Raw genomic sequence first — 24979 nt, 5'->3', positions numbered from 1 at the left:
CGTCCCAGCCTTTTCTTTTTATCGAATTTGTCCATCTCCGTAAATAATATATTTTAGCGTTGTTAATTCCTTTAATCCCATCGGTCCACGCGCATGAAGCTTTTGTGTACTAATTCCGATTTCTGCCCCGAAACCAAACTCTTCTCCGTCCGTAAATCTCGTTGAAGCATTCACATAAACAGCGGCTGAATTAACGCGCTGTAAAAAACGCTGAGCATGAGCATAATTTGTTGTTACAATCGCTTCAGAGTGATGTGAACTATGAACATTAATATGAGAAATCGCTTCATCGATATCATCTACGATTTTAACCGCCATGATAAAATCCAAATACTCTTTTTTCCAATCCTCATCCCCTGCGGGAACAAGATCTGGAACGATTGTTACCGCACGTTCATCACCGCGTACTTCTACATCTTTCTCTCGTAGCGCTTGAACAATAATCGGCAAAAATTCATGAGCTGCTCGTTTATGGATAATCAGCTTTTCGGCTGAGTTACACACCGCTGGACGAGATGTTTTTGCATTAATGACAATATTGGCCGCCATGTCACCGTCATATTCTTCATCGACATAAATGTGGCAATTCCCAGTTCCTGTCTCAATAACGGGAACCGTTGCATTTTTTACCACTGCTTCAATTAAACCAGCACCGCCTCGAGGAATTAATACATCGATATATTCATTTAATTTCATTAACTCCAGTGCTGTTTCTCTCGACGTATCTTCAATAAGCTGTACGCTATGCTCAGGCAACCCTGCACTTGCCGCAGCTTGAGATAATACAGAAACAATCGCTTGATTCGAATAAAACGCCTCGCTGCCTCCGCGCAAGATAACTGCATTTCCTGCTTTTAAGCATAAGCCTGCTGCATCACACGTAACGTTTGGACGCGCTTCATAAATAATTCCTATGACACCAATAGGTACACGCTGCTGCCCAATTTGTAAGCCATTTGGTCGCTTCGTCATAGACAGCACTTCTCCGACTGGATCTGCAAGCGCAGCTACTTGGCGCAGGCCGTCTGCCATTCCGTGAATCCGCTCTTCATTTAAAGATAGGCGATCTAACATCGCTTTTGACGTGCCTTTTTGAACGGCTTTTTCTACGTCTAATTTATTTGCTTTTAAAATCGCCTCTTGTTGACTCAATAGAGCAGCCGCCATTTTATAAAGTGCCTGCTGTTTTTGTTCGCTCGTTACATTTCCTAAGAAATAAGAGGCTTCTTTTGCCTGCTTTCCTTTAAGCTGCAATTCACTCATTTCATTACTCCTTCAGCTTGTTTTAAGAATAAGGTTCCAATTTCTTGGCCTTCAATAATATCTCGCAAAATACTTGGTTCTTTACCATTTGCTAGGATTAAGCTCACGCCTGCACTTGTAGCTGTTTTAGCAGCGGTAAGCTTTGTGACCATTCCGCCTGTTCCAACGTCAGTTCCACTATCTCCAGCAAAATTTTCAAGTTCCGGTGTAATGCCATCTATTACTTTCATTAACTTAGAGTTAGGGTTTTTTGTGGGGTCTGAATCAAAGAAACCGTCAATGTCAGATAAAATAACGAGTAAGTCTGCGTGAATCAAAACCGAAACAATGGCAGATAAATTATCGTTATCGCCGAAGCGCACGATGTTTTCAATCTCATCGATGGCAACCGTATCGTTTTCATTCACAATAGGAATCACTTTATCTTCAATTAATTTTTCAAACGTGTTTACAACGTTATTGCGCACATGTTCATCTTCGATTACATCCTTCGTTAACAGTACTTGACCAACGATGTGGCTGTACTCACCAAAGAATTTACTATAGATATGCATAAGCTCACACTGCCCAACAGAGGCTGCTGCTTGTTTTTCTCGAATAGAAGTTGGCTTTTCTTTTAACTTTAGTTTTTTTACTCCTACTTGAACAGCACCTGATGTAACAAGCACAACTTCTTTTCCTGCATTCATTAAATCAGATAACACACGCGCTAGTTTTTCAATGCGTGCTAAGTTAATATCTCCGTTATCATAGGTCAACGTAGATGTCCCTACTTTGACTACGATACGCTTGCTATTTTGTAACTCTTGACGATGGTTCACTCTTTTCATCTCCCTAACTAAAAACACCTAAATGCGTACTAATTTTTTTAAAAATTATAGCAGAGATTATGCGAAAAGTCTTATAGTTTTTCAAAGGGAATTTGAACTTTCTAATTTTTTAAATAATTAAGGGAAAAACTGGTGATAAAAGCGCTTTCTTCTTTTATAATGAAAGTTGTAAGGGGAACACACAATTACATAACATTGTGTAGTAGTACAAACATCAGACAACTAAGGGATAGGGGGATTTGTAATGAATGCGGTTACGATTGTTATTGGATCTATCTGTATTTTAATGATTGCGTATCGGCTATACGGAACATTCATGGCTGTTAAGGTCTTGAAACTAAACGATTCGCAAAAAACGCCAGCACATGAGTTTGAAGATGGGAAAGATTATGTGCCAACCAACCGATGGGTAACATTTGGTCATCACTTTGCAGCTATTGCAGCTGCTGGTCCGCTTGTAGGACCTATTTTAGCAGCTCAATTTGGCTATTTGCCCGGACTGCTCTGGCTTTTGATCGGAGCTGTAATCGGAGGAGCCGTTCACGATGCAGTTGTGTTATTTGCATCTATGCGCCAAAAAGGCCAGTCGCTTTCCGAAGTGGCTAAAAAAGAGCTAGGACCCGTCGCTGGTTTTTGTACAGGTTTAGCTATGCTTTTTATCATTACCATCACAATGGCCGGTTTATCTATGGTCGTGCTACACGCACTTGAGAAAAACCCTTGGGGTACATTCGCTGTTGGAATTACGATTCCGATCGCAATGGGGGTAGGTATTTATCACAAAAAAACCGGTAATTTAAAAGCGGCTTCTACCGTCGGCTTCATTTTAATTTTAATCGCCGTATTTAGCGGTCCTTATATTCAAGGAACAGCTTTAGGAGATTTTTTAACGCTAGATATTAAAACACTTTCAATTATTCTTCCCGTTTATGCATTTTTCGCAGCGGCCTTGCCCGTTTGGCTGCTTCTAGCACCTCGAGATTATTTAAGCAGCTTTATGAAAATTGGTGTCTTTATCGCGCTGATCGTAGGCGTGTTTTTCGTAAACCCAGCAATTCCATTTCCTGCAGTTACTGAATTTATTCACGGAGGCGGCCCTATTTTAGCAGGACCTGTGTGGCCGTTCATTTCCATTACAATCGCCTGCGGTGCTATTTCCGGCTTCCATGCATTTGTTGGTTCAGGAACAACTCCTAAGATGCTCGACCGTTGGAGTGACATTAAAGTTGTAGGCTTCGGCGCGATGTTAGTCGAATGCTTAGTAGGAATTATGGCGTTAATTGCCGCAACAGCTTTACATCCTGGAGACTATTTTGCAATCAACTCTACACCTGAAGTGTTTAAAACGCTCGGCATGAACGTGACAGCTCTTCCTCAGCTTAGCCAAGAGATTGGTCTAAACTTAGAAGGCCGTACAGGTGGCGCTGTTACACTGGCTGTAGGAATGACATATATCTTCACAGAAATTCCTTGGTTCAGCCACCTGTCTTCTTACTTTTTCCAATTCGTCATTATGTTTGAAGCAGTGTTTATTTTAACTGCTATCGACGCGGGTACACGCGTTTCTCGCTATTTAATTCAAGACTTTTTCGGTGAATTTTATAAGCCATTGAAGCGAGTAGACTGGCTTCCCGGTTCCATTTTTGCAAGTGCCCTAGCCTGTTTTATGTGGGGGTACTTATTGTTCTCAGGAGATATTGGCTCAGTTTGGGCGCTGTTCGGCGTATCCAATCAGTTAATGGCCTCTATTGGTTTAATTATTGGAGCAACCGTTATTCTTAGAATTGCAGATAAACGCTCCTATATGCTTACTTGCCTTATTCCACTAGCCTACCTTTACGTAACAGTTAACTACGCAGGTTATTGGATGGTTAAGAATGTCTATTTAAATGAAGCTGCGGCAGGTTACAGCATATTAAATGCGACTCTTTCAATCATCATGCTTATACTCGGTCTCATTATTATGATTGCTGCGATTCAAAAATGGATGCAGCTTTGGCGCACGCCTCAGGCTGAACTGGCAGCAAAAGCAAACTTATCACAAAATATATAAAACGAACACGCTTGCTTATATAAGCAAGCGTGTTTTTGATATGGTAATAGCCGGTCAAAATAATTGCACACCAGGCATTTTTATTATTAAACTAAATATACTATACAGAAAATTTTTAAAATAGTTCGTACATTCCACATGCGTATCCCCCACTGACTACATCTCAAAATTAACACTTTAAATTATAATAATTATAATTTAGTATTGATTTTTTATTTAAAAATGTTATTATTATTTCTAACATAATAAAATTCAAATAAGAGGTGGTTCTAAGATGACAACAAACAAGAATAACCTAACGACTAGTTGGGGAGCTCCGGTTGGAGATAATCAAAATTCAATGACCGCTGGTTCACGCGGACCTACTTTAATTCAAGATGTTCACCTTTTAGAGAAATTAGCCCATTTTAACCGAGAGCGAGTTCCTGAACGCGTCGTACACGCAAAAGGCGCCGGTGCCCACGGCTATTTTGAAGTGACAAATGATGTTTCAGCCTATACAAAAGCAGCTTTCCTTTCTGAAGTAGGAAAACGAACACCTCTATTTGCTCGCTTTTCAACAGTAGCTGGTGAAAACGGCTCAGCAGATACCGTTCGCGACCCTCGCGGATTTGCTGTTAAATTTTATACAGAAGAAGGAAACTACGACTTAGTCGGAAATAATACACCTGTATTTTTCATCCGAGATGCGATTAAATTTCCTGACTTTATTCATACACAAAAACGCGATCCACGCACACATTTAAAAAACCCGACGGCCGTTTGGGATTTCTGGTCTTTATCTCCTGAATCTTTGCATCAAGTTTCTATTTTAATGTCTGACCGCGGTATCCCGGCAACTTTACGCCATATGCATGGATTTGGCAGCCACACATTTAAATGGGTTAATGCCGAAGGAGATGGCGTTTGGGTAAAATATCACTTTAAAACAGAGCAAAGCGTAAAAAATCTGTCTCCAGACGTAGCTGCAAAGCTAGCTGGTGAAAACCCAGATTATCACACTGAAGATTTATTTAATGCCATTGAAAAAGGCGATTTCCCTTCATGGAAGCTGTACGTTCAGATTATGCCATTAGAAGACGCTGATACGTATCGCTTTGATCCGTTTGATGTAACAAAGGTTTGGTCACAAAAAGACTACCCGTTAATTGAAGTAGGTCGCATGGTCTTGGACCGCAATCCAGAAAATTATTTTGCCGAAGTGGAGCAAGCTACATTCTCACCTGGAACGCTTGTGCCGGGAATTGACGTATCACCTGATAAAATGCTGCAAGGTCGACTATTCGCATACAGCGATGCACATCGCTACCGCGTGGGTGCTAACCATCAGGCGCTACCGATTAACCGTCCGCGCAATGAAGTAAATAACTATCAGCGTGACGGTCAAATGCGCTTTGACGATAACGGCGGCCGTTCTGTTTATTATGAGCCAAACAGCTTTGGCGGCCCGACAGAATCTCATGAAAACAAACAAGCGGCATACCCTGTTTCAGGCGTTGCTGATAGTGTTGCATATGATCATAACGATCATTACACGCAAGCAGGTGACTTATACCGCCTTCTAAGCAAAGACGAGCGTACGCGACTAGTTGCAAACATCGTTGAAGCTATGAAGCCTGTAGAAAAAGAAGAGATTAAACTGCGTCAAATTCAACACTTCTACAAAGCGGATCCAGAGTATGGAACTCGCGTTGCAGATGGTTTAGGATTATCTGTTCCGCAGCAAGTAAAATAAATTTATCAGTTTTCTAAATGAAAAAATAAAGGTGTTTTTATCATTGTAGATTCTCATTTATTCTCAATTAGTTTAACATTTTATCACTAAATAAGTATCCATATTTTATGGATACTTATTTAAATTCTTGTAAAAAGAGGAAGGGATGAAGAAATGATTGGACAAGAAATAAGATGTAATCAGTGTGATAGAGAAATAAAAGTACTAAAGCACAGTACGCTTTGCGGTTGCGGAATAAAATTACGAACGCTAAAAAAAGAGAAGCAACCAGCATAATGAGGTTGCTTCTCTTTTTTTACTAGATATGCTGTTTATATTCACTCACATTAAAGAATAATCGTTACTTTAAATAAATCTCCGTCAATTTCAATATTCAGTTCTCCTCCGTGCAAATCAATAATTGACTTAGCAATAGCTAACCCAAGTCCGGAGCCATCGGTTTGTCTTGAAGTATCCCCTCTTTTAAATCGTTCAAACAGCTCATCTGCCTGCTCATTTAATTCATATTTACTTACATTTTTAAATGTTAGTTTCACTTGTTCGTTTATTTCTTGAACAGAAATATAGACACGCGTTTGTTCAAGTGAATATTTCAATATATTCTCTATCAAATTGTCAAATACTCTCCATAGTTTTTGACCATCTACAGTAGCAAATATCGGCTTTTCGAGAGATTGAATACGAAATTGCAGAGTTGAATCTTCAATTGCTTCATTATATTCAGCTAAAGCCTGATGAAGAAGCTGGTTAATATCAATTTTGTCTTTATGCAATTCTACATTTCCACTTGCCATTTTTGACACTTCAAATAAATCATCAATAAGTGTCTGTAAACGCTTTGATTTACGGTCAATAATTTCAACGTAAGCATGTTGTTCGTCCGAAGTAAGATCTTGCGACTTTAGCAACGCTGTATATGTCATAATAGAAGTCAATGGTGTTCTTAAATCGTGACTGACGTTGGTAATTAACTCTGTTTTCAAGCGTTCACTTTTAACTTGAACATGCTGAGATGTTTGAATCTGCTGCTGGATATGATTTATGTTTAGCGCTGCTTGAGTCAAAGCTGATTTTCCTTTGATAGGTAACGGCTCTTTCCACTCGGCTGTGGCAATTTGATCAATTGAGATAATAATTTTATTTAAATAATTAACTCGTAGCATAAGCAGTATCAAAGTAACCACTCCTACAACACTGCCTATAGCTAAGTACAGTATGGATACTTGTTCTGCAAACATAGATCCACTAGTCAATAGAGTTGCAACAGCAAACACGGCAAACACTAAAAGCAACACTACAACCATTATATGCATGCCAATATGTCTGATAATAAAAATAGATTGAAGAAAATAAATTACTTGGTAAACACACGCTCTTTTATATTCTTCTTTTATATCATCTATTGTGCGCATACGCTGAAACAGTAGAAATACTTGAAGTGCCCATAGGGAAATAGCTATAGATATTGCTATCATATAAAAGAAGAACGTAGCAACATGCTTATATGATTCTAATAAAGAAGCAGGATAGCCGTTCAGAACTAGACTTAATGTAAAAAATGAGTATAAAAGAAAAACCATTATACAAATATCTAAAGGTATTTTTTTATAAACCTTTTGTACTGCAGTTTGTCTTGCTATTTCTTTTAAACGTCCGGTTATTGTTTTTTTATAAATAAAGTAAACTATTAACAGAGCTATTATCCCTGACAATGCATAAACGAGAAATACTACATTTTGATGATGATAATAGTTATACTCATCAAATAAAAAACTACTGAAAGCTTCTTTTTCAGGAACAGCAATTATACCCGTAAACTTCTCCTTTAAATACCGGATTGGAATCTCTGAGTCTGCCTCACTGCTTAACGATGAATTTTCATATGCATTCGGTTGAAACACAAGTGGTGATTGAGCTGAATATGTATGTTTATACAATATATGTTTCTGTTTTACTAATTGATTAACATCTTCTTTGCCTGCGTTTTGGATGTTCGTATATATTTTGTTTGTGTTCCTATCTTTTAAATAATACATGATGTCTTTTTTATATTGAGATAATATTTTTTGTCGATTAAAAGCTTCATCATATAGTTTCTTCATTTCGAGTTTTTTGTTTTTCATTATTTCTTCTCGAACGAATTGATCATCTTGAAACTTTTTTTGAATATTTTTAACTTCTAGATCCTGCTGCTTTACATAGACAGCTTCAACGTTTTTGCTCTTTGCCTGTTTAGCGTCTTCTATTTTTTCTTCATATTTATCTTGTACGTTTTGTATTTGTTCCGTTAAGTTCCCTTCTGCATACCGATACGACTCGATTTCTTCTTCTGTTATCGTACTTGTATTAACGTTATTCTTGTTTTTGGATGTCAATTCTAAAAGGTAAAGATCATTTGTAAAACGATCTATTTCTTTTTGGAAGTCTTCTGATTTTACATAGGTACTTTTTTGTAAGTAGTTTGCTTTTACTAGATTATGCATGCTGCCAATAGAAGAAATAGTTGCTCCTAAACCAAATAAAAATAAGATAATCCCTATAGTTGAAATGACGCTACTTTTCCATTTTGTATCCAAGTCCCCACACAACCTTTACATATCTCGGATTTTTTGGTTCAATTTCAATTTTCTCTCTTATTTTTCGAATGTGCACCGCCACTGTATTTTCTGCGTTGTAGCCGGGTTCATTCCATACGCGTTCATAAATATCATGTATGGAAAAAACTCTCCCTGCATTTTTCATTAATAACTCTACAATTTTATACTCAATGGGAGTCAGCTTAATGAACACCCCGTCAAGAGTGACGGACTTAGCTTCAATATCAAGTACGAGACCTCGGATATCAATCGTCTTTGTTTCCTCATATGTACCTAATGTTACATATCTTCTTAACTGTGATTTAACTCTCGCTATCAGTTCTAATGGATTAAAAGGTTTTGTCACATAATCATCTGCTCCTACCTGCAGACCGAGCACTTTATCTGCATCTTCGCTTTTAGCGCTCAGCATAATAATCGGGATATTTTTTTGTTCTCGGATTTTAAACGTCGTTGAAATGCCGTCTTGCCTTGGCATCATAATATCAAGAATAATTAAGTGAACTTTTTCTTTATTTAGTATCTCTATGGCTTCGATTCCATCTTTGGCCGTAAAGACTTTAATGCCTTCATTTTTCAAATAAATAGCAATGCCATTGCGGATTTCTTGCTCATCGTCTACGACTAAAACCACATATTCGTTCATTGATTTCTCACACTCCTTTCAAAAGTATATCATGGGTCATTTCGTCTATGGATTTTATTGTAAACTGCATTTCTTAAGAAAAAGGAAGGGGAAATCTTAAGATTTTCTTAAGCTTCATATGTTGAAAAAGGTTTAAAGAATAGGGATAACAGGAACGTTAAAAGAAAAAATATAATCAATTCCTCATTTGATTCTAAAGAACTATCCGTGAGCGATTATATCTTTTTATTTAAAAGGAGGATGATTTAACTTGGAACGGAATCATACAATTATGCAATTTTTCGAATGGCATGTGCCAGCTGATGGCGAGCATTGGCAACGCCTTAAAGAGCTCGCTCCTCAACTAAAAGAACAAGGAATTGATTCCGTGTGGATTCCCCCGGTTACAAAAGGTGTTTCATCAGAGGATAATGGCTACGGCGTTTATGACTTATACGATCTTGGCGAATTTGATCAAAAAGGAACCGTTCGTACAAAGTATGGAACCAAGCAAGAGCTGCATGAAGCGATTGATGCCTGTCATAATCATGGAATTAATGTCTATGTGGATATTGTAATGAACCATAAAGCTGCAGCAGATGAAAAAGAAACGTTCCACGTCATTGAAGTGGACCCCATGAACCGAACAGAAGAAATTTCTGAACCTTTTGAAATTGAAGGGTGGACAAAGTTTACATTTGAAGGGCGCGGCGATCAATATTCTTCTTTCAAATGGAACTTTAATCATTTTAACGGCACTGATTACGATGATAAAAATGGAAAAGAAGGCGTTTTTCGTATTGCCGGAGAAAACAAAAGCTGGAACGAAAATGTGGATCAAGAGTTTGGCAACTACGATTATTTAATGTTTGCGAATATTGATTACGATCATCCTGAAGTTCGAGAAGAAATGATCAAATGGGGAAAATGGTTAGCAGACACTCTGCAGTGCGACGGTTATCGATTAGACGCCATTAAACATATTAACCACGATTTTATTAAAGAGTTTGCCCACGAATTGTCCTCTTCTCAAGAAAAGCCCTTTTATTTTGTGGGAGAGTTTTGGAATCCAGAGTTAACAGCCTGTCAGGAATTCCTAGACGTGATTGATTATCAAATCGATTTGTTTGACGTATCGCTGCACTATAAACTGCATGAAGCCTCTCAGCAAGGAAGAGATTTTGATTTAACCACGATTTTTGATGATACATTAGTCAAGACTCACCCGTTGAATGTTGTCACATTTGTAGATAACCATGACTCTCAGCCAAATGAATCTTTAGAATCTTGGGTAGAAGATTGGTTCAAACAGAGTGCTTACGCTCTAATTTTACTTCGTGAAGACGGCTATCCTTGTGTGTTTTACGGAGACTATTTTGGGATAGGCGGAGAGCACCCAATTGAAGGAAAAGAAAAAGATATTTCCGCTCTCTTGCATGTACGCTATGACAAAGCATACGGCCAGCAAGACGATTATTTTGATCACCCGAATACTATTGGATGGGTAAGGCATGGTGTAGAGGAATTTGAGAAGTCTGGATGCGCTGTGGTGATGTCAAACGGTGAAGATGGCGAAAAGAGAATGTTCGTCGGCGAACACCGAAGTGGACAAACGTGGATTGACTTCACAAACAACCGAGAGGACCAAGTTGTGATTGAAGAAGATGGCTACGGACAGTTCCCTGTAAATGGCGGCTCTGTATCCGTTTGGGCTGAAGCATAAAAAAAACAGTGGCCTGCGCCACTGTTTTTTTACCATAGACCTAGCAGTTTCCACCACAAGCCGCCAATTCCAATCCAAATGATAATATGAATAATTGAAATTAAAAAGCCGAGCGACCACCATTTTTGCTGCGTTACATATCCACTACCGAAGAACACCGGGGCCGGTCCACTGCCGTAGTGAGTTAAACAGCCAAATAAATTGCTAAAGAACGCTAAAATTAATGCTGACAGTAACGGAGGCGCACCAGCGGCCACGATGACAGATAAAAATGCTGCGTACATAGCGCTGACGTGAGCCGTGTTACTTGCAAAAAAGTAGTGAGAATAAAAATACGCAATAGCTAGTACAATCAAGGCCGTCATCCAAGACATATGGCTAACAGTGCCTTTCATCAGATCACTGAACCAAGGAATCATGCCTAGATCATTTAAGAAAGTTGCCATCATAACCAAAACAGCAAACCAGACTAATGTATCCCATGCTCCCTGTTCTTTTTTGATGTCTGACCAGCTTAACACTTGCGTTAAAAGCAGCGCACATAGACCAATAAAAGCAGTTGTTGTTGCATTAATATTTAAATTAGCTCCAAAAATCCATAGCACAAGAAGAAGTAAAAATACGCCAATCATGTACCATTCTTCTTTCTTTAGCGGACCCATTTCATTTAATTTTTTTGCTGCAATTTCAGATGCTTCCGGCGTTTCTTTTAATTCTGGCGGATACAGCTTATAAATAACAAGCGGAATAACAATTAAACTAATAATTCCAGGTACGATTGCAGCCGCTGCCCAGCCAACCCATGAAATAGTCTTGCCTGTAATTTGTTCCGTCATTTTAACCGCAAGAGGATTGGCCGCCATTGCTGTTACGAACATAGCGGATGTGATCATATCTCCTTGAAACGATACTTTTGTTAAGAAAGCGCCGACTCTGCGCTCCGTACCGTCTCCAGTTCTCGATCCGTATGTTTCGGATAAAGAACGAATGATTGGAAGAATAATTCCTCCAGCTCGTGCTGTATTAGACGGCATTGCAGGTGATAAAAGCAAGTCACTTACGATAAGAGAATACGATAATCCCAACGTCTTTTTACCGAACAAACGAACGAAGATATAGGCAACCCTTGTTCCTAGACCAGTCTTAATAAAACCTCTAGAAATAAAGAATGCAATAACGATTAACCAAATCGTCGTATTTTGAAAACCGCTGAGCGATTGTTCAAGTGTTAATGTATTAGTTAATACAATAATGGTTAAAGATAAAATAGCTACACTGCCCAATGGCAATGGTTTAATGATAAGCCCTACGATAGTAGCCACAAAAATAGCGAATAAGTGCCAAGCCTTCACATCAAGTCCGGACGGAGGTGTAATAAACCATAAAACAAGTCCGATTGCCAGACAAATTAATAAAGGAATAAATTTCACTTCGCCGGCAGGCTTTTTTGTTGTTTCAGCCATAATCTTTCTCCTTTCATGTTTTTTAATAATAGTAGTATGCTCTTTCTACTTCACACCCAATACTTATCCCATTTAAAATAAAATAATTGTAAAAATACGTTTCGTAAGGATGATATTGTAAATTTGTGAAGTATTGAGCATAATTCCTTTATTATTTTATCATACATACTGACAATATTTATCTTTTCCCTTCATTTTATTCCCTTCAAAATAGCTTGTAAGCGTTATTTCATCACAATAAATAAGCTGCATGAGTTCATCATGCAGCCTTGTATTTAGCGATTTATTTTTTGAATAAACACGACTTTGAGATAATCACCTGACTTAAATTCTTTTATTGTTTTAAAATCAGCTGGAAGAGAGAACTGCTCCATCATTTTGTAGCGTTCCCCTTTTTCATTAAAAGCTTTTTCAATAAACGAATGGAATTTTTTCATATCAAAGTTACTTGCATTCGTAGATGCTACGATGACACCATTTGGCTTTGTAAGAGCAATGGCTTCTTTTAATAAATCTTTGTAGTCTTTTGCTGCACTGAACGTATGCTTTTTCGACTTAGCAAAGCTCGGCGGATCTAGCACCACAAGATCAAACGTCATGTTCTTCTTGACCGCATATTTAAAATACTTGAAAACATCTTCTACAATAATGTCCTGTGCTTCGTGATCAATTCCATTTACACTAAATTGCTCAATTGTTTTTGCCAAGCTGCGATTGGCTAAATCAACACTTGTTGTTTTCGCGGCTCCTCCAAGAGCGGCCGCCACTGAAAATGCGCCTGTATACGAAAACATGTTTAGAACGGTCTTTCCTTTTGCATATTTATCTCGAATCGTTTTACGGACGTCTCGCTGATCTAAAAAGACTCCCACCATCGCTCCGTCATTTAAGTAAACGGCAAAACGAATACCATTTTCTTTTACAATAAGAGGGAACTCACCTTTATCCCCTGCTACAAAATCATCTTCTTCAATATACTGACCTTTTACGTTAAAACGTTTTTTCTGGTACAGCCCTTTAAAATTAGGCGCAGACTTTAAGGCTTCAATGACGTATTCTTTAAATCGATAAATTCCTTCACTATACCAACTCATGACGTAATATCCGTCATAATAATCAATAATTAAGCCGCCGATTCCGTCACCTTCACTATTAAATACGCGAAAAGCAGTTGTGTCTTCAGACGCATAAAAATCATGACGTGATGAAATAGCTTGCTGAATTTTTCTAGCAAAAAACGCCGCGTCAATTTGCTCATTTTTCTTTTTCGAAAGAATCCATCCGTAGCCTTTGTTTTGTTTTCCATAATAGCCTTTGGCTAAAAATTGATTCTTGGGAGTGACTAAGTTAATAATAACGCCTTCTTCTTGCAGTTTATGACCATCAACAAGCGCATCTTTTTCAATGAGTGGATAACCCTTGTTCACTTTTTTAATAAAAGCTTCTTTGGCTATAACTTGTACTTCTTTTCTCATGTGTACACCCTATCTATTTAATTTATTTCATTCTAGTTCTATCCATTTTACAACAATAATCTACATTTATCTTAACATAGATAAACAGCCCCGTTTCTAGTTATAAATAGAAAAGCAGAAGATGCCTTGAAGCACCCTCTGCTTGATATGAATGAAAAATGAAATGTATGTTTGATGTTTTAAGATAAAAAATTATGAGCACTCTTGTCCCGTATAAGCATCGAACTTAAGCGTCTGCTGCTTGCTTCCGCTCACTAAAGTCACCACGTATACAGTTATTGAGTTTTCTGTTATAAGCTCAATATGCTCTACTTTTCCTTCTTGATGTTTTAAAGCAAGAACTTTTACAGCGGTCTCCGTTAACGGCTGAAGCTTATCATGTTTTACATGTGTGATTTCACCCGAAACCGCATCGATTGTAACGGTGTATTCCGTATTATCTTTGATTATTTTTACTGTGAAAATCGCTGCGTTTTGATCATATTCTACCATTTTCACCTTACCTGCATATGTAGCCAATGCAAGATCTTTTGCATCTTGTCTCGTTAATAGCTTCACTGCTTGCTGAGAAGTATTAACTACTTTTCCTGTGAAAGCATCTAACGTTACCGTATATTGAGTGCTATCTTTAAGAATCACTGCGACATACTGACTAGCGGATTCTTTAAACTCTAGACTATATACGTAACCACTATATTGTTTAACAATTGTTTCTTTTATTTTTTGCTCTGATATTAGCTGCAGCTCTTTTTTATTCTCATGAATGACTTTCCCCGTTAGACCATCCACGGTTAGCGTATATTCTACTTTGCCATCTACTACAGTTAACGTATATTCATTCGTTTCTTTGTTAAATGTAATAGATTGAATCGCTCCTGTATACTGCTTAGAAATGGATTCTTTCACTTGATTTTGTGTCCATAACTTCACTTCTTGTTTCTTCACTACTTTTCCAGTCCTTGCGCTTACTTCTACGATTCTTTGCTCAAGGTTATTCGTTGCAATTGTAATCACATACACACTTGATTCTTGCTTAAATTCCGTAGATGTGACCGTCCCTTTACAATCTTGCAGAGCAATACCATTTGCCTGAGCTTGCGAGATACTCACATGTTCAGTTGTCTCTGCTTTCGCTGTCTTCATCTCTGCAGCGTGACTCGTTGTAATAGAGCTAAATGCAACTGCAGCTCCTAAAGCAGATGTAGACAATACTTTTGCCCATTTAATCATCCTTACATTTCCTCCTCCTTCACCATTAGACTTTCCGTCTATGGCGTTTTATCTAGTACGCCGTTCATTATGCAAAAGATTTCTGAGAATAAGACGAATAGAAGCTTAAAGTTAGCTGAAGATATAAGAATAGCTACTATTTTTCAGCTTGCTTTCAGCTATTATTCAGGGCTGTTTCAGATAAAAAAGCATAATAGAAAGTAGAGGAGCAAAGGAGTTTTCACCATGATGGATCAACTAAAAGGAATTAAAGTCTTGCTTATAGATGACGAACCAACTATTTTACAGTTTTTATCTTTAGGTTTAACGAATGAAGGATTTGATATCAAAGCTGCCCAAGACGGAATGGAAGGAATTAATATAGCCAAAGAATTCAAGCCTCATATTGCTATTGTAGATGTTATGCTTCCGGGAATGGATGGATTTGAAGTATGCCGCTTGTTAAAGAAAATGGGGAATATAGCTGTCATCATGCTAACAGCAAAAGATCAAGTGGACGATCGAGTAAAGGGACTGACTATTGGAGCAGATGATTATATGGTCAAACCTTTCAGTTTTGAAGAACTTCTTGCGCGCATTCAAGCTAGAATCCGTAATCAATTTCCCAACTTATTAGACGAAGTATCCATCGGTCCATTTAAAATTGATGACCGCCGCAAAGAAATTAAATACCTTAATCACATACTTGATTTATCCCCTACTGAATATGCACTCTTAAAATTCTTAGTTATTAATCACGGTCTCGTACTAAGTAAATCCACCATTTTAGATCGAGTGTGGGGATATGATTTTGGAGGAGAAGAAAACATTGTTGAAGTATACATTCGATCACTGAGAGAAAAATTACAGGACCATAGCCGAACCGTTATTCGAACGCTTCGCGGTGTAGGTTACCGGATTGATATTTCATGAAGCACGAACGTTTCTTTCATTTGAACTCTCTTCGCCTTCAGCTTTTATCTAGAAGTTTACTCGTTATTTTGAGTTTACTGATGCTGATAGGCGTTTTTCAATACGTATTTATGAAGCAATTTATTTATACAAATAAAATTAGAAGCATCGAAGACCAAATTCACTTGATTCCCGATGATGTCTGGAAGCACGATATTGAAACAAGCCAGAACGTAAAACAATCATCAAGACCAATGGTTTATTTCCCGGGCGTTAATATTACCTTTATCAATCAAAAAAGCACCTTTTTACGGCTGGCTAAGGATCCACATCATTCTTACTTCCCTAAGCTTTCTGCATCTGCATACAAACAAGTAATGAAAAACAGCAACCAGCCGGACAATACGACGAGCCTCATAAAAAAAATGGATGGTCATCAAGAGCAAGTCATTGTTTTAAAACCCATTATCTTTGATGGAGAAATACAGGGAGTTATTCAAATTAATACTCCCACAGAATCATTAAGAGACCTCTTAATCAGACAAATGCTCATCTTTTTAATGCTTTCACTTACCGCAATGACCATTGCTTTTTTTGTTTTTTCTTCTGTTTTAAAACAGACGTTAGTCCCTTTGTTTACTACTACTAAAAAAGTAGAGCATATTAATGCCGGAAGCTTACATGACCGCTTGCCTGTTAATCAAGGACAAATCGAAATGGATCGCCTTTCTCTTTCTATTAATGAAATGCTTGAACGTCTTGAAAAAGCATTTAAAGCAGAAACAGAAGCCAAAGAACAAATGCGGCGTTTTGTTGCGGATGCTTCGCATGAACTGCGAACGCCGCTTACATCTATTCACGGCTTTTTAGAAGTTTTATTAAGAGGGGCTAGCAGCAATCCCGAGCAGTTAAACGACGCATTAAAAAGCATGTATGGAGAGTCCAAAAGACTCCGCAAACTTATTCAGGATCTTCTGCTTCTTGCTCAGCTTGATCAACTTCCACCGTTTCAAAAAGAGTACTGTTTTATAGATGAGTTGATTTTAGATATGAAACCTCAACTCATACTATTGGCGGGGAACAGAAAGGTTTTATTCGACTTTCCAAGCCGTTTACCATCAGACATTAACAAAGATCAATTTAAACAAGTTGTTTTAAACTTATTTTCCAACGCCGTACAGCATACAAATCCAACTACGGGAGTTATTCAAGTGATAGGAAAAATAAATGAGAAAGAACTTTCGTTAATAATACAAGATAACGGTCATGGTATTCCTCAAGAACACCTTCCTCATTTATTTGAGCGATTTTACAAAGCTGATGCTTCACGCTCTCGGGCATATGGAGGAGCAGGTTTAGGTTTGGCTATCAGCGCATCTATTATAGAATTGCACGGGGGAAAAATACGTGTAAAAAGCAAATTGGATGTAGGAACTGATTTTGAAATTGTATTGCCCTTAACGTAAAAAAGACGATTGCTTTACAGCAATCGTTTTTTTTTATCAAATCAGCATACTTTTCCTGTTTGAGGACTGATTTTCACAGTATGTTGTACGTTGTCTGTTCCTTTAATGACAAACGTGTATGCTTGTTCACTGAATGAGACAGATTGAACTGTTCCTTTGTGCTGTTGAAGAGCAGCTTGTTTAGCTTGTTCTTGTGTAAACTTTACAACTTCGGCTTTGATTACCTTTCCTGTTTCAGCGTTCACTTTCACATGGTGATCTTTGTTATCTTTTCCGTGGATTAAAAATGTGTATACCTCATTTGCATATGAGCTTGATTGAATCGTTCCGCTGCAATTTTTTAATGCAATCGATTGGACCTGTGCTTTTGCAAATGCAGCGCTTTGAATTTGAATCACTTTTCCACTTTGTGCATTGACTTTCACGTGGTGATCGCGGCTATCTTTTCCGTGAATTAAGAACGTGTATACTCCATCGTTGAAGCCTACCGACTTAACCGTTCCTCCACAGTTTTTCAACGCTACTGCTTGTGCCTCACTTCGAGAAAAAGATAGTTTTTCAACCTTTACCACTTTTCCGCTGTGTGCATTTACTTTCACATGATGGTCTTGATTATCTTGTCCGTGAATTAAAAACGTATAGGCGTTATTTTCAAAAGAAACTGATTGAACCGTTCCTCCACAGTTCTTTAAGGCAATTGCTTTTGCTTGAGCTTGTGTATATGTTGCCGCTTCGGTATGAGCCGACGCTTTTGTTGAAGTAATGTGCTGGCCGTCTGAAGCAAATGCACTTGTCATTGAACCGAGAGCGATAGCTGTTCCAATTGTGGCACCTCCCACGGCTTTTGCTACTACTGCCTTTCCTGCTAATACTTTTCCAATCATGATTATACCTCCGCGTAATTTCTAATGTATTTACAGCACGAGTCAAATGTTTTAGCAGCGGTCATTTATCAAAATAGCGCTATTGGAGTAACGTTTTTTTCTGCTAAAATACCTTTCACTTTTGCTGTACGAGCCAAAGCGCTTTTTGTCGCCTTTAGCTATGTGTTTATTGTAAGAGCGGAACATGAATTCACTGTGAAGCCCAGCTGAATGCTATCTGAACAAATTCTGAAAGATAGCTGAATAACTTCTAGTTAAACTTGTCATATAAATGTTCAACGTTCTTAACAACAGCTCAACAAATCCAGCGCTTCTCTTTATATTTCCTCAACAATCAAATGATTTAATAAGTGTATGAATACGATTTGGAGGTTATCAACCATGAAAAAACGAGTATCTCTTGGACTATCTCTCACTCTCTTAGCTTCTAGCGCGGCTTCTGCTTTTGCAGCAGAGCATCATCCAGTTCAACATCCAAAACAAATCAAAAGCGTCGAGTTTCAGCCAATGAAAGCACCTACTACGATTGAAAATATGATTAAAACGTATACAGAGGCATCTGTAAAAGTAACATATAAAGATGGAAGCGTTGAAGAAACGCCGCTTAACTATAACCAGCTCTTTCTTTCAAAAGATAAAATTGTCGATAATAAAGGAGAATTAATCGCCGCAGGTACACCGATCGATGCAAACGGGGATCCGATTATTGACCGAAGTGTTCCTGATAAGCCATCACCGTACGTATCAGATGCACCGGATTCAAACAGCTTTATCACCATCAACGGTAAGTCTTATATTATTTCACATTATGAATATGAATCTGTTAATAATGCTGGAAAAGAGATTTCCGGTCTTCCTGCTTCAATGACGCTTACACAAGTTGACCAAGATGATAAAACAGGAAAACTAACTGTCAACCATGCTAAAAAAATTGATTTTTCTAATGTAGATGGTTTGTGGACGCCGTGTAATGGCTCTACAACGGATTGGGGTACTCACCTTGGGTCAGAAGAATACGAGCCTGATGCACGTGCTTTTGAAGATCCTTCATCCAGCTCTTATAAAGACGTCACGAACTTCGCTAAGCTTTATTTCGGCGACACGTCAAAAGCAAATCCTTACTACTACGGCTGGATTCCAGAAATTTCAGTGGATGAAAGCGGCAATGCATCCGTCGTAAAACATTACAGCACAGGCCGTTTTTCACATGAAATGATGCAGGTACTTCCAGATAACAAAACCGCTCTTTTTGGAGACGATGGGTCTAATACCATGATGTTTATGTATGTAGCCGATAAGGAGAAAGACTTCTCAGCAGGAACTCTTTATGCGGCAAAGTTTAAACAAACGAACACAGAAAATGGAGGTAAAGGCGACCTTCAGTGGATTAAGCTTGGCCATGCAACAGACAATGAAGTGAAAACAATAATCGACAAAGGCACAAAATTTAGTGATATTTTTGAAACAGCTGACCAGCCTACAAAAGGATTTACAGCTGTGAAAACCGCTGCAAGTAAAAAAGTTGAATATTTAAAAGTAAAGACTGGCATGGAAAAAGCAGCTGCCTTTTTAGAATCACGCCGATACGGTGCAATTTTAGGTGCAACATCTGAATTCAACAAGATGGAAGGACTAACGGTTAACAAAAAAGACAAAAAAGCGTATATGGCTATTTCTTACCAAAATAGTGCCATGCTAAAAGAATCTGGTGCTGTACAAGATGATATCAAGCTTCCAAAATTAGAGTCTGGTGTGACCTACCAGCTGAACTTAGGATCTCATCAAAAAGACCAAGCAAACGGCAATATTAACAGTCGCTACGTTCCCGCAAGCATGGAAGGGCTACTGATTGGACAAGACCTAGAAAAAGCAGATGCATACGGTAATACAGCCGACCCAAATAAAATTGCCAACCCTGATAACCTTACGTATTCAAATGACTTAAATACACTGTTTATCGGAGAAGACAGCTCACTGCATACAAACAACTTCGTATGGGCTTATAATGTAAAAACTAAAAAATTATCACGCATCCTTTCAGTTCCAGTGGGAGCAGAAGCAACAGGACTTCGTGCAGTAGAAAACATTAAAAACTCTCGCTACGTATTAAGCAACTATCAGCACCCGGGCGAGGACATCAGCGACAAAAATATTACCGCTGTTGATAAAGAAGAGCTAGCTAATGCAATGAAAGAAAGCATTGGCATTCAAGAAACAGGTGGTGTAGGATACATTTCTGGACTGCCTTCTAAGGACGGCGCACCTTACAAAAAGCATTAATACGTGATGAAGCCACGTCTGTTGTGCAATGACAGACGTGGTTTTTTATATAGTCGAAGTTATTTATAAAATCGTTTATCGTAATCATAATTATGGTGAATACTTTATAATATCCTTGGAGAAAGTGCCTACACACAAACCAAATGCTTTAGGATATTTATTCGCAGATATCCGTTCCATGCCTTCAGGCTCCCTTTTAATTGCTTACACTCCACTAATATTAGATATAAAATTTGTTTCAATAAGTATTTCCAGCAAAACAAAACCACTCGTTCCCTTGCACTTTTCGTTCCATACCATTAAAGTATATATTGGTTGAAGTTTATACTGACATTCAACCTGATAAAAGAAATTACACTTTTTAATTTTGGGAATATGTTTTCCCTAAAAGAAAGGGTTTAGATATAAGATGAAAGATAATTTTTGGCATGAGTTGCCGCGTCCGTTTTTTATTTTGGCACCGATGGAAGCTGTGACGGATGTCGTTTTTCGCCATGTCGTGACCGAAGCAGCACGACCTGACGTATTTTTTACAGAGTTTACGAATACGGAAAGCTACTGCCATCCGAAAGGAAAAGATAGCGTAAAAGGACGTTTGACGTTTACAGATGATGAACAGCCAATCGTTGCGCACATTTGGGGAGACAAGCCTGAATACTTCCGTCAAATGAGTATCGGCATGGCCGAAATGGGCTTTCGCGGCATTGATATTAATATGGGCTGTCCTGTACAGAATGTTGCAGGAAACGGAAAAGGTTCTGGTCTGATTCGCCGTCCAGATACTGCGGCTGAGATTATCCAGGCAGCTAAAGCTGGAGGACTTCCAGTAAGCGTAAAGACTCGTCTTGGCTATACGCAAGTTGATGAGTGGTACGACTGGCTGAAGCACATTTTAGAGCAGGATATCGTGAACCTTTCTATTCACCTTCGTACAAAAAAAGAAATGAGCGATGTTGACGCGCACTGGGAGTTAATTCCGGAGATCAAGAAGCTTCGTGACGAAATTGCGCCTCATACGCTACTAACAATTAACGGTGATATTCCTGACCGCCAGAAAGGTCTTGAACTTGCGGAGAAGTACGGCATTGATGGAATCATGATTGGACGCGGAATTTTCCATAATCCCTTTGCGTTTGAAAAAGAAAAGAAAGAGCACACAAGCGAAGAGCTATTAGAACTTCTTCGCCTGCAGCTAGATCTTCATGATAAGTATTCTGAAGAATTAGAGCCGCGCCCTTTCAAACCGCTTCGACGCTTTTTCAAAATTTACGTTCGCGGATTCCGCGGTGCAAGTGAATTAAGAAATCTACTCATGAGCACGGAAACAACTGACGAAGTGCGTGCGTTGCTTGATGAGTTTAAAGACAGAGCTGGAGTGAAAGAAGACGAAGGTTTTTCTGTTTCTTAAATAAGATCTCGTTTGCTTAAACTCAATTGTTCTAACATTTTATCGGAGAGAAGAACCTCTTGTTCTTTTTTATAGACGTATGCTATTTATCCACATATGATAAAAGCTGAGGCAGAAGGTTTTACATTTCCTTCTGCCTCAGCTTTTAATGAAAAAATATCCACACGATCTATTTATGATAAGGTTCATTTCGAATAATACGAAAAGCTCGGTAAATCTGTTCTACTAATACTAGGCGCATAAGCTGATGAGGAAACGTCATCTTTGAAAAAGAAAGGGCTGCGTTTGAGCGTTTCATTACTTCGCTGCTTAAACCAAGCGACCCGCCAATGACAAACGCTATTTTGCTTTTTCCGTAGGTAGCTAATGAATCAATTTCTTTTGCGAGTTCCTCGGAAGATTTTTGTTTTCCGTTAATAGCTAATGCGATCACGTGAGTATCGTCTGAGATTTTCGCTAAGATGCGCTCTCCTTCTTTTTGTTTCACCTGTTCCATTTCAGATTCACTTAAGTTTTCTGGCGCTTTTTCATCTGCAAGCTCAATAATTTCTACTTTTGCATAGCTTGATAAACGCTTTAAATATTCTTGAATGCCTTGTTTTAAGTATTTTTCTTTTAGCTTTCCAATGGTTATAATAGAGATATTCACAGGCTATTCTCCTCTCCTTTATCTCTTATCCACAGATATTATCCACATATCCACATGCTATATCCACATTTTGTATAAGAATATTAGTTCCCTACTACATATACAGCTTCACTGTCACAATATTCACAGCTTTTTTTGTCAGTAGAATTTTCTATTTTTTCAAAAACCGGTGCTAGCTCAATCTCATCTACCATTACATCCAGCGCTAGTTCTGTATGTTCTAAACAGCAATATATCTTCATGTATTTATCTTCCTTTCTCTATTCTTTTCATTAAAAAACCACAGGAGTTTATCCCCTGTGGATAACTTTTCTTTTACTTCATTTGACGCGTTAATTTTACTTCTGTGGATTTCTTTTTGCCATCGCGATAGAACGTTACGTTCATTTTATCGCCAATTTCTTTTTCAATGTAGAGGTGTTTGCGAAGTGTCGCAATGTCCCTTACTTTGCTGTGATCTAACTCAACAATCACATCATATTCCTTTAATCCGGCTTTAGCGGCTGGCGAACCTGGCTCGACTTTTAGAACAGCGACTCCGTTTACTACATCATGGGGTAACTTAAGGGTTTCTTTTAAATGATACCCTGATACCTCACTTAATGATAGTGTACTAACTCCAAGATACGGACGTCTGACTTCACCATATCGTTCTAAGTCATTAATAATGGGTCTAGCCATGTTGATTGGAATCGCAAGACCAATGCCTTCTACTGCTTCTTGGGCAATTTTCATGGAATTAATACCGATTAATTCACCATCAATATTAACAAGAGCACCCCCGCTATTACCAGGATTAATGGCGGCATCTGTTTGAATAACTTCTGATTGCCAATCAGGATTTCCATCGCCATTCAAATCTTGAGGAATGACACGGTTAACCCCTGAGACAACTCCTTGTGTAACGGAGCCAGAAAATTGAAGGCCTAGCGGGTTTCCGATCGCAATCACTGGTTCACCAGCTTTAAGCTTATCAGAATTTCCGAAGGTAGCGACTTTTGTCACGTGGCCTGCGTCAATTTCAAGAACTGCTAAGTCCATTAAATCATCGCTGCCAAGAATTTTAGCCGATACTCTTGTACCGTTACTGAAGCTCACTTCAATTTCGTTAGCGCCTTTAATGACATGATAGTTTGTCACAATATAAGCTTTGTTGCCTTGTTTTTTGTAAATAACACCTGAGCCCGTCCCGGCATCAGTTCGTTCATCATTCCAAAAGCTTTCAGAGTTCTGAATGTTTACAACTCCTACAACTGCTGCATTGGCTTCAGAAACAGCTTTTGTGACGGCCGTGGTGACGTCAAGAGATACTGATTTTTGAATGGTAGACCCTGTTTGTTCATCTCCATTTTCATCATCCATCCATCCGTATGGCAAAATCCCGTTCCTCACCAAGGCTGGCATAAGAAGCAGTACAATAAGTGCACCTATAATAGCTCCAATCAGAGCAGAAGCGAAATATCCTCTGCGGCGTTTAGGCGGCCGACTATTTGGCTCTTGGCCTTCATCATAATGTTCCACACTATCACCGAACCCTTCATTTATCATCGTGAATGTCTGCATTCACGTACTAAATGAAGTTATTTTTCGCTTCCTTTCTAGAGACTATACATAAACAATATCAGTTGGTCTTTTTGGATCAGTATCACATAGGAGAATATTGTCCTCTACATTGATGTCTTTCTGTTGTAACACTTGTGCAACCGACATGCGGGCAATTTCCTTCATGTTATTGTCTTGACTCAAATGCGCTAAGTAAATGCGTTTGGTTTGATCTCCAATCACATCTGCCATTGCAAGCGCCGCGTCTTCATTTGATACATGTCCCACGTCGCTTAGAATTCGTCTTTTAATGCTCCAAGGGTAGCGCCCCATTCTCAGCATTTCGACATCATGATTGCTTTCAAATACGTACATATCGCTATTTTTAATCGTACCTTTCATGCGGTCACTTACATAGCCGGTATCCGTAATAAGGGTTAATTTTTTAGATCCTTGATGAAAGACATAAAACATAGGCTCTGCAGCATCATGCGAAACGCCAAAAGACTCCACTTCCAATTGACCAAACGATTTCGTTTGGCCAATTTCAAAGTGAAACTTCTGTTCTGTATCAATGTTGCCAATCAAGCCATCCATTGCGTTCCACGTTTTTTCATTTGCGAAAATAGGGAGCTTATATTTACGTGCCAGAACACCTAGTCCTTTAATATGGTCACTATGTTCATGAGTCACTAAAATTCCTGATAAATCGGGGATATTGCGATTTACTTGTTGAAATAGAGCTTCCATTTGTTTTCCGCTCAGCCCTGCATCAACTAGTAAGGAATGTTCTCCATCACTTACTAAAATCGCATTTCCTGTGCTCCCACTCGCTAGCACGCTGAAATGCAGGCTCATTTATCTC

Annotated in this window: 19 protein-coding genes; 7 read left to right on the top strand and 12 right to left on the bottom strand. The window is 38.5% G+C overall.

Annotated features, from left to right (window positions below; all coding sequences use genetic code 11):
- Nucleotides 1-18: 18 nt before the first annotated feature.
- Nucleotides 19-1263 carry a glutamate-5-semialdehyde dehydrogenase gene (locus ACFX40_RS17370; RefSeq protein ID WP_098433223.1) on the bottom strand — a complete coding sequence of 415 codons (1245 nt, stop codon included), beginning with the start codon at nt 1261-1263 and terminating at the stop codon, nt 19-21.
- Nucleotides 1260-2093 carry a glutamate 5-kinase gene (proB, locus tag ACFX40_RS17365; protein WP_014457700.1) on the bottom strand — a complete coding sequence of 278 codons (834 nt, stop codon included), beginning with the start codon at nt 2091-2093 and terminating at the stop codon, nt 1260-1262. The genes ACFX40_RS17370 and proB overlap by 4 nt, the downstream gene beginning before the upstream one ends.
- A gap of 244 nt (nt 2094-2337) precedes the next feature.
- Here proB and cstA point away from each other — a divergent pair, with 244 nt between their 5' ends.
- Both cstA and katA read left to right on the top strand, forming a co-directional pair.
- Entirely contained in the window at nt 2338-4146 is a 1809-nt protein-coding gene (gene cstA, locus ACFX40_RS17360; RefSeq protein WP_377255745.1) for a carbon starvation protein CstA, read from the top strand.
- Between the two features lie 274 nt (nt 4147-4420).
- A complete protein-coding gene (gene katA, locus ACFX40_RS17355; protein ID WP_377255742.1) occupies nt 4421-5881 on the top strand; it encodes a catalase KatA in 1461 nt (486 codons plus the stop codon).
- Nucleotides 5882-6207: 326 nt separating this feature from the next.
- Here katA and ACFX40_RS17350 read toward each other — a convergent pair whose 3' ends face one another.
- Together ACFX40_RS17350 and ACFX40_RS17345 are read right to left on the bottom strand one after the other, a co-directional pair.
- Entirely contained in the window at nt 6208-8457 is a 2250-nt protein-coding gene (locus ACFX40_RS17350) for a HAMP domain-containing sensor histidine kinase (protein ID WP_377255739.1), read from the bottom strand.
- Nucleotides 8435-9124, bottom strand: a complete 690-nt coding sequence (locus tag ACFX40_RS17345) for a response regulator transcription factor (protein WP_025752427.1) — start codon at nt 9122-9124, stop codon at nt 8435-8437. The genes ACFX40_RS17350 and ACFX40_RS17345 overlap by 23 nt, the downstream gene beginning before the upstream one ends.
- Before the next feature lie 250 nt (nt 9125-9374).
- Here ACFX40_RS17345 and ACFX40_RS17340 point away from each other — a divergent pair, with 250 nt between their 5' ends.
- On the top strand, nt 9375-10826 hold the full coding sequence (locus ACFX40_RS17340; protein WP_014457695.1) for an alpha-amylase: 1452 nt from the start codon (nt 9375-9377) through the stop codon (nt 10824-10826).
- Nucleotides 10827-10855: 29 nt separating this feature from the next.
- Here the strand turns inward: ACFX40_RS17340 and ACFX40_RS17335 are convergent, their stop codons facing one another.
- The 3 genes from ACFX40_RS17335 to ACFX40_RS17325 form a co-directional block, all read right to left on the bottom strand.
- On the bottom strand, nt 10856-12289 hold the full coding sequence (locus ACFX40_RS17335; protein WP_028411930.1) for an anion permease: 1434 nt from the start codon (nt 12287-12289) through the stop codon (nt 10856-10858).
- A gap of 275 nt (nt 12290-12564) precedes the next feature.
- On the bottom strand, nt 12565-13764 hold the full coding sequence (locus ACFX40_RS17330; RefSeq protein WP_060745905.1) for a class I SAM-dependent rRNA methyltransferase: 1200 nt from the start codon (nt 13762-13764) through the stop codon (nt 12565-12567).
- Nucleotides 13765-13956: 192 nt separating this feature from the next.
- Nucleotides 13957-14994 (bottom strand): PepSY domain-containing protein, encoded by a 1038-nt coding sequence (locus tag ACFX40_RS17325; protein WP_028409747.1) that lies wholly within the window; start codon nt 14992-14994, stop codon nt 13957-13959.
- Between the two features lie 228 nt (nt 14995-15222).
- On the opposite strand from ACFX40_RS17325, the gene ACFX40_RS17320 reads away from it, so the two are divergent.
- Both ACFX40_RS17320 and ACFX40_RS17315 read left to right on the top strand, forming a co-directional pair.
- Nucleotides 15223-15906: a response regulator transcription factor gene (locus ACFX40_RS17320; RefSeq protein WP_028409748.1), complete on the top strand. Its 684-nt coding sequence runs from the start codon at nt 15223-15225 to the stop codon at nt 15904-15906.
- A complete protein-coding gene (locus ACFX40_RS17315) occupies nt 15903-17351 on the top strand; it encodes an ATP-binding protein (RefSeq protein ID WP_028409749.1) in 1449 nt (482 codons plus the stop codon). The genes ACFX40_RS17320 and ACFX40_RS17315 overlap by 4 nt, the downstream gene beginning before the upstream one ends.
- 41 nt (nt 17352-17392) lie before the next feature.
- On the opposite strand, the gene ACFX40_RS17310 is transcribed toward ACFX40_RS17315, so the two are convergent.
- Nucleotides 17393-18235, bottom strand: coding sequence for a PepSY domain-containing protein (locus tag ACFX40_RS17310; protein ID WP_098333882.1), 843 nt, complete (start codon nt 18233-18235; stop codon nt 17393-17395).
- 381 nt (nt 18236-18616) lie between these two features.
- On the opposite strand from ACFX40_RS17310, the gene ACFX40_RS17305 reads away from it, so the two are divergent.
- Together ACFX40_RS17305 and ACFX40_RS17300 are read left to right on the top strand one after the other, a co-directional pair.
- Entirely contained in the window at nt 18617-20515 is a 1899-nt protein-coding gene (locus tag ACFX40_RS17305; RefSeq protein ID WP_377255735.1) for a PhoX family protein, read from the top strand.
- 409 nt (nt 20516-20924) lie between these two features.
- The gene (locus ACFX40_RS17300) at nt 20925-21923 is read left to right on the top strand and encodes a tRNA dihydrouridine synthase (protein ID WP_028409752.1); all 999 of its coding nucleotides are present in this window, start codon (nt 20925-20927) and stop codon (nt 21921-21923) included.
- A gap of 169 nt (nt 21924-22092) precedes the next feature.
- Here ACFX40_RS17300 and rlmH read toward each other — a convergent pair whose 3' ends face one another.
- From rlmH to ACFX40_RS17280, 4 genes are all read right to left on the bottom strand, one after another.
- Nucleotides 22093-22572, bottom strand: a complete 480-nt coding sequence (gene rlmH, locus ACFX40_RS17295) for a 23S rRNA (pseudouridine(1915)-N(3))-methyltransferase RlmH (RefSeq protein WP_013085547.1) — start codon at nt 22570-22572, stop codon at nt 22093-22095.
- Nucleotides 22573-22655: 83 nt separating this feature from the next.
- Nucleotides 22656-22814, bottom strand: a complete 159-nt coding sequence (locus ACFX40_RS17290) for a CxxH/CxxC protein (protein ID WP_377255732.1) — start codon at nt 22812-22814, stop codon at nt 22656-22658.
- A 73-nt stretch (nt 22815-22887) separates the two neighbouring features.
- On the bottom strand, nt 22888-24120 hold the full coding sequence (locus ACFX40_RS17285; protein ID WP_035335787.1) for a S1C family serine protease: 1233 nt from the start codon (nt 24118-24120) through the stop codon (nt 22888-22890).
- A gap of 57 nt (nt 24121-24177) precedes the next feature.
- A complete protein-coding gene (locus tag ACFX40_RS17280) occupies nt 24178-24972 on the bottom strand; it encodes an MBL fold metallo-hydrolase (RefSeq protein ID WP_014457688.1) in 795 nt (264 codons plus the stop codon).
- Between the last annotated feature and the right edge of the window lie 7 nt (nt 24973-24979).

This window comes from Priestia sp. YIM B13552 (genome assembly GCF_042787775.1).
Taxonomy (GTDB): domain Bacteria; phylum Bacillota; class Bacilli; order Bacillales; family Bacillaceae_H; genus Priestia; species Priestia megaterium_E.
The sequence above is the reverse complement of the archived record's forward strand: the minus strand, read 5'-3'. Positions and strand labels throughout refer to the sequence as shown.